The sequence below is a fragment of the Rhizobium sp. P2_G9 genome, assembly GCF_056403475.1.
In genome coordinates this window covers 47,933-54,851 of the sequence record NZ_JBFUFK010000056.1, presented here as the reverse complement: position 1 = coordinate 54,851, position 6,919 = coordinate 47,933, and the positions used below count along the sequence as shown (strand labels likewise).

Below are 6,919 nucleotides of genomic sequence, written 5' to 3'. Positions count from 1 at the left end.
CCGCTGCACATGCGGGTGGAGATGGGCTTCCGGTTCCTCGACGACGAAAAACGTATGGTCCCGCTCGCCGTCCGTGACGAGCCGGTCGAGTTCAAGGCTCTTCAACGCGAGGAAAATCAGGTTTGCCGTGCCCAGACTGGCGTCCCCGATACCGCGCGCACCATTGTCGATCAGCAAGCGCAAGCTACGCAGCAGAGCATCGACCCGCGTGGGCGCCAGACCGAGCGTCAATGGGACCGCGTGCTGCTCGCCGGCGATCGCAATCAGACGCTCGCCTATCCGTTGCGCTGTAGCGACCACCTCGGCACGGCCCACCAGGTCGGCCTGCGCTTCGCTGACCAGCTCCTGAATTTCCTCCCGCGCATCCTCATCGAGCGATGTCGCCAACTGCTCGATCAACGGTCGCAGCGGCGAATTGCGCCAGCTCGCCAGATCCTTCTCAGCATCGCGCAGAGCGACCTGCACGTCGAGCGGCAGCATCCGGCGCAGCGAAGATCCGATCGACATCTCCGGATCGTCGCCGCCGAAAATGATATATTCGTAGTCGGCAAGACTTTCCGGATCGCCTCCAAGATTGGCTTTCGGTTGGAAACGGTAGGTCAGACGCGCGACCATCGGCGGACCTGGGTCCACGACGCAATCGCCCAGATGGGCCATCAATCGCGGATCGTCGGTGAAGTCGGTTAGCTCGACAGAAATCTCGATAGTCTCTCCGAGCTTATCCGCCCCCAGCCCATCCCAGAAATGTTCAAGCCCGAGCTGTCGGTCGCGCTCGGACAGACCGGGATCGAGGATCAGTTGTAGAGCGCGGATGAAGTTGCTCTTGCCAACCTTATTCTCGCCCACAATGACGATGCTGTCGCCAGTCTCTACGTCAAGGTCCGAAAAGTTGGCGAAGTTTTTAATTTTGATCCGCGAAATTCGCACGGCACCGTCCCCCCATATGTTCTTTTTTCAGCTCGCGGACGCTGTTAGCGAACTCGCGATGTCGATACATCTCCACGCGCAACCGCATGCCAGTACCGACCTCATTCGCTATGCCACTCATGGCTTCTCAGAGACGATTGATAGCACGGCCAGTTGGAAGCTGACCGGCACAAGTCCCGAGGTCCCCGGCGTCAGCCCCATAGGCGTCCTGCCGGTGTTCGGCTCGCTATAGAGCCGATGGGTGAGCGATCGGACCTGCATGGTAGTCACCGAGGCCTGCTGACCATGGGCTTGGAGAATATCCGCGCGCAGCAATGGCGTGTCCGGTGCCACACCTCGATCGCCGACCTGAAGGACACCACCGGGTCTCAGAACCGAATCGGCCAGTTCGTAGGTCGCATTCTGAACGTACAGCCTATGAGCACCGTCGCTGTCGATCCCATGCGCTAGCACGTTCACATTCTCTTGGCGAAGCATGTGGACGCCAGTCAACCAAATGGTGACCGCGTCGAACGGTCCCGAAGCCAATAGTGCCGGGATCAGGTGAGGATCATTGCAGACATCGGATTCGATGAGCACACATCCGGCGTCCGAAGAGAAATCCAGCGCCTCGGCGACGTGATCGTATCCTCTGGGTGTGCGAGAAATCGCCATGCGGGTGACGACTTGGGCCTCGACTCCGCGCCGCCCCAGTGTCTCGCGCGCTTCCTGCAGACAGGCCCGGTTCTCGTCGATCGCTACAATCTGAACGTCGGGGCCGAGTACCTCGCGCATCGCGAGTAGACCGTGACCGCTCCCGCATCCCACATCTAGGATGCGTTTCGGCTTCGAGTCTGCCAGCTGTTCCGCCAGCCAATGATAGACTTGACCATCGAAGTGATGCTGCGCCGTTCCCTTCCAATTGCGGGCGTACACTGCCTGTGATGCAGCATATTTCTGGTCGTCTGGCGCAGTATCAATTTGGTAATGGCAATGTTTGTACTTCCGCCGGCTTCCACACCAGCAGTCTTCGTTACGCTTTGGCGCCATGTGTCTGACCTCCCCCGTCGACGCGTCTTCTGTTCCAGCGCGCTTAAGCACGAGATATGGTCAGAGAAGCACCCCTATTCAATGCCGTTCAATTCGAGATCGACGGGAAAGACCTTTTCATGAGGCTATCGGAGAGCCACTCGAAAAGTATCGTCATGGAACAGGTTAGCCTCGACTAAGACCGTGGAATCCTAGAACGATGTGATGGCAACGGAATGGCGTCGGGTAGAACTTCCCCACTGGAACATCTCGAGCGTGAAGCGTGCTTCGGTGAGGACGATTTGGGTCGATCGGCGTCGTCTCGGTGAAAGAGACGGCCAAGCGTTGAGCTATGTTCTCAAGCGCCTCGTCTGCCTGGCCATCGAGCAAGTAACCGAGCATAGCTCCAGAGCTAGAGAACGGTGCATACCGACACGTCAGGTACTGCTCGCGCACATCAGCAAGATAGTCCGCCAGAGCCTTGGCCGAGGTCAGGACTTTCGCCTCGGCCGGCCACATCACTCGCGGATCAGCCCTCAAAACGAAGGCCAGATCATATGCAGGTGGCTGGGCTGGCGGTGCGAGCATAGTCTCCCGCTCATAGGGGCCATGCTGCACGTAGTATGGAGCCTCTCCCGGCACGACATCGTCGATCGCGGCCTCCAACAGCTGTGTGATACTTCGCTCTAGGTCCCGCCCGTTAAACGAGGCGCTTAATTTCTTCAGCCGCTCGAAGCCGGCCCAAATGTGGTCGACGAACTCTGGCTCGGCATCCCCTATCCACCGGGTTGCCAAATCAATGAAGGCCGCGTCAGCAGGCGGCGTCCGTGACGTCCATAAGAATATTCCCTCCGTCATCGAGCGCTGGCGCTCCTGGAGGTCGCGGTCCACTGGAACAAATCGACAGCGACCTGATCGGCATCGTTCAACGCCATGCTGCGCGTCCAGTATCGCACCGCATCAGGCTTGAGCATGAAGATCGTCGGCGTTCCGGAACTGGCGTCGTAGAACCGAGCGAGGCGTTGCCCTAACAATCGACCGCTTCCGGCCGCGTCAGCTACGCTAAGGCGCCGCAGTTCGTCGATAAGCCCAATATGGCCGATTGGCTCTATGCGAATGCCACGCTCTTGCGAGCCGGCATCTAGCAACTGAATCGCTACGAGCCGATACGGAACGGGCTCGTCCACTGGGGATGCAAAGATCGTGGCGCCAAGTTTCCTGGATCCACCGAAGCCGGACTTCAACACCTTGAAGAAGGTCTGACAATAGAGAGTGAGAGTCTCCTCGCGGCCGGAAATATCGTGCGTTGTCCTCGAGCCAGGAGACGGACGATCCCCTCGAAAATCCGGAATGGTGATCGCGGCCATGTCCTCAACGAGAACTCGCTCAGCATCCTTCAAACCGAAGCCATCGAACACGGCCCGATCGATATCGCCTGGCGTCAGAGCGGACGTCCCATCCATGGCCTCAGACGGAGGAAGGGGCACGTCCAGGATTTCATGCACATTCGCTTCGGGGCGGTAAGCAGCCATGCGACCGCTCCGGAGCTGCATGAAGTACGTCGCAACCAAGCTGTTGTAAGTGAGACAGGCTGCTTTCATTAGCGGCAAGGGGCCTGTCGCGCTGATATAGCTCTTGCTGCAGATGACGCCCTTCCCTTCGCGATTCACGACCATCCGAGCTTGGAAGCGACCCAGTGAGGCCTGGAAGCCCTGTTTGATCAAAAGCTGCGGTGCGTCGAACGCGCGAAAATCCGTCGAATCTTTGGAGTGGACCTTAAGGTCCACGATCCGAGGAAGCTCGGAAGCGTCGAGTGCCAACGGCTGTCCTTCAGGGAAGTGCGTCGCCACAAACAACCGGCGCCCGTCCAGCTCAGGAACCAATCGCTTTTGATCGCCGAAGACCACACCCTGGCGCGTCCGGACGTCATCTTTGCCCCTCAGTGTCGCCAGCCTCGAGAAGCGGTCCAGCTTTCGCAACAACTGCGCGTCGCGCGGCGTCCCCCACATTAGTGTCGTCCAGATCGCAGGATCCTCGCGAGCGACGTCGACCGGTACGCGATGGATATGATGCGGCTCAATAACGATCGTGAAATCGTCAATCTGAAGGTCCAGCGACTTTGGACTTGCGTAGAGAAGCATGCCCTGGGCATGCGCATCAGCCGGACGTAGCACTACGACGCATGCGGGAGCGATTGAAGTCTTCGTCGTGTGCGTTTTTCGCTTGAAAACCTTAAAGCGCAAGGCAGATAGATTGAACACCGCGTCCACGCGGTGGCGCGTGAAGAGCTGACTACGGAAACGCCGTGCCGGTCCGCTCGCATTAAATAGAAGGGCGTTCGCCGACTGGATCATGGCGACGCGACCGCCGGGGTGAAGCAAGCGCGCGCCCTTGGCGAGAAATAGTCCCCCGATGTCTTTGTTCGCGACCTCCCAATCGTTCTTGGTCGCCCAACTATTCGACAGCACCGTGGCTAAGCCGTCACCCCAGGGGGCATTGCCAATCACGAGATCATAGTTGCCCGCAACCGAGGCGTCATCAAAGCCCTCGCCCGTATCGAAAAAGTCAGAGCAAATCAGTCGCCGGTCCCGCATGGTCGGAAAGCGGATTTGCGTCCAGTAGTGCCGCGGTTCTATTTCGTCGCACATGGCGAGATAGAGGCTGAAGCACGCAACGCGGACCGCGTGCGGATCCTTGTCCACACCCAACAGATTATCGGTCAGCAGCCGACGAAGAATCTCGGCTTTGATCGTCTCACCAGGATGGGCCTGCTTCCAGCGATGCACGAGACGTTGGAACGCTTTGACGAGAAATACCCCCGAACCACATGCCGGATCTAGGATCTTTAAGTTCCACTCTGTACCGCGCCACGGCAGCACTTGGTCCAGCACGAAATCGACGAGATGTGGCGGGGTGTAAAAGATTCCGTCTCTGGCAGCGCGCTCTGTAACAAAGGTTTCGTAGATGCTGCTGATGAATTCCAGCGGGATGACATCGAAAGAGTAGACCGGCCATAGGCACCCTTGGCCCAATGGCATATCCAGATCACCCCTGATGAAATCCGCCAATAGAGTCAGGTGGCGCGGCTTCACAAGTTCTTGCTCGCGAGCCCAGCCCGCCGCGCGCTCGTCAACGGTGTCGCCTTTCCCCGGAAAGAGATCGCCGTTGAAGCGCAGGTTCAACCAGGCGAACAGGCGATAGCTGTCGTCGTAATCAGACAGGATCGCTGCGAAAGCGTCGTAGGGCCGTGACAGGACGCCGTCGGCGTGCAGCCGCTTAAGGCTTTCGGCGTTGAGAGCCGGTTTCCCGTCAGCGTCGCGGCGGTCGAACAGGAATTGGACAAATATGACGCGCGCCAGCAAGTCATGGCAGACATCGTCGTCCTCAAGGCCTTCCGCTGCAAGGATTGCACGAATGTGCCTCAGGTTTCGGAGCAGGAGCTGATCGGCCCGGCCGTCGCGATCGAAGCGTGGGGCGCGTTGAGCGAAGAACTCGCCGGAGATGAGGTTCAACCAATGCAGCGCTCGCGCCGCATGCTGTTCCAAGGCGGTGCTCGCGCTTGCCAACGCCTCCGCACGTATCTCATGGACGATGAGCGGATCAATCGGCTGATCAGGCCCGGGCGGCACTTCGCAACAGGTCCAGACCCTAACAAGATCAGGTTCGATCGTAATGAGCGTCGGACTGTGGGAGAAATTCCAAGCAAGTCGATGCGCCTCGCGTAAAATCTCCGGGCCGGCGACCAAAGAGAACTCGATGACGATGGCCAGCGGCGTTTCGGTGCTCTCCGCTTCAGGGGCGGCGATCAATATCCCGGTGCGAAATGCACCGGGCGCCAGCAGGTGCGACAGTCCCCGTCCGATTTTCTGACGCGCAAGCTCTGCTAGAACGGACGGTCCGCCGCCCGTTGGTGCGAGAAGTATCTCGGCCTCAGGCCAATCCAGGCAGGCAGCTACATGTTCAAGCGAAAGCGGTTGCCTTTCCATGTCAGAGCCCCAGCCGCCCTTGCGGATTGCCACCAAAGCGGCCCGGCTCGGCCCCGCCGCGTGGCCGCTTAGCCGCTATGCGAATACGTGCAAATATGGGCTGGTGGTCGATAGCATTCCTTCGAAGCTCCGCGAGCAAAGCTGCGATTACGGCAAGATGTGTTGGCACCTCGCCTGCGCGCGCATAATTGGAGACGGAATTGGGGTGCATATGCACAAGCGCAGCGAACTCGCGCACCGTCAGCGCGGCCTGCTCCAGCTCAGCGAGAAACTCCCCATAGGTCAATGAACGCCATCTCTCGATCGAAGCACATGTCTTTATGAGACCGTACACATAAAATAGTGAGGTTCCAAGGCCGTTGCGCTGTTGTTGCATAGCGATATTCCCCGCGTGTCATCGTTGCGGAAGGCAGCAGCTCAGCATCCTCCCCGATTTGGCTTGACTCGTTTGCCCGAAAGATAGAACAAATAGAGAACATGATGCTGAACTCGCCCCCGGAGGTCAACGAAGAAGTTGCGGCCCGAGCCCGCCATAGAGTCGCTGCGCGCGCAGATCGAAAAGATCGAGGGCCGAAGCCGGCGCGCAAAATCGGTGCTCCCATTCGGAATCGCCGACGTCGACTCGCGCCTTCCAGGCGGTGGCCTGACGCTCGGCGCGCTGCACGAGGTCGCGGGCGGCGGTAACGGCGCTATCGACGGCGCGGCCGCCGCTCTGTTTGCGGCCGGCATTGCCGCCCGTACCAAGGGCAAGGTGCTTTGGGTGATCACTCGCCCGGACCTGTTCGCACCAGCGCTGGCCCAGGCGGGCCTTGCCCCCGACCGCGTCATCTATGTCGAGGCCGGCAACGACAAGACCGTGCTCGCCTGCATCGAGGAAGGTTTGCGACATGGCGGCCTCGGAGCCGTCGTCGGCGAAGTCGCAAGACTCGACATGACCGCGTCCCGACGGCTCCAGCTCTGCGCCGAGGAAAGCGGCACGATCGGCGTCGCCCTGCGCC

5 protein-coding genes are annotated in these 6,919 nt (G+C 59.6%); all 5 read right to left on the bottom strand.

Going from position 1 to position 6,919, the window contains the following annotated elements:
- The coding region (locus AC1DYF_RS34215; protein WP_477882550.1) for an ATP-dependent nuclease at positions 1–927 on the bottom strand (927 nt) is incomplete at its 3' end.
- Positions 928–1,044: 117 nt separating this feature from the next.
- Positions 1,045–1,956, bottom strand: coding sequence for a methyltransferase domain-containing protein (locus AC1DYF_RS34210; RefSeq protein ID WP_477882548.1), 912 nt, complete (start codon positions 1,954–1,956; stop codon positions 1,045–1,047).
- Between the two features lie 165 nt (positions 1,957–2,121).
- Entirely contained in the window at positions 2,122–2,793 is a 672-nt protein-coding gene (locus tag AC1DYF_RS34205; protein WP_477882546.1) for a hypothetical protein, read from the bottom strand.
- Complete coding sequence (locus AC1DYF_RS34200) at positions 2,790–5,954, bottom strand: HsdM family class I SAM-dependent methyltransferase (protein WP_477882544.1); 3,165 nt, start codon at positions 5,952–5,954, stop codon at positions 2,790–2,792. The genes AC1DYF_RS34205 and AC1DYF_RS34200 overlap by 4 nt, the downstream gene beginning before the upstream one ends.
- Entirely contained in the window at positions 5,923–6,297 is a 375-nt protein-coding gene (locus AC1DYF_RS34195; RefSeq protein WP_477882542.1) for an XRE family transcriptional regulator, read from the bottom strand. Before AC1DYF_RS34195 ends, AC1DYF_RS34200 begins: the two co-directional genes overlap by 32 nt.
- Positions 6,298–6,919: the final 622 nt, after the last annotated feature.

What these genes read in the sequence shown, in the direction of transcription:
- AC1DYF_RS34210 (WP_477882548.1), bottom strand. Translation starts at nt 1,956, where the DNA reads ATGGCGCCAAAGCGTAACGAAGACTGCTGGTGTGGAAGCCGGCGGAAG.
- AC1DYF_RS34195 (WP_477882542.1), bottom strand. Translation starts at nt 6,297, where the DNA reads ATGCAACAACAGCGCAACGGCCTTGGAACCTCACTATTTTATGTGTAC.
- AC1DYF_RS34205 (WP_477882546.1), bottom strand. Translation starts at nt 2,793, where the DNA reads ATGACGGAGGGAATATTCTTATGGACGTCACGGACGCCGCCTGCTGAC.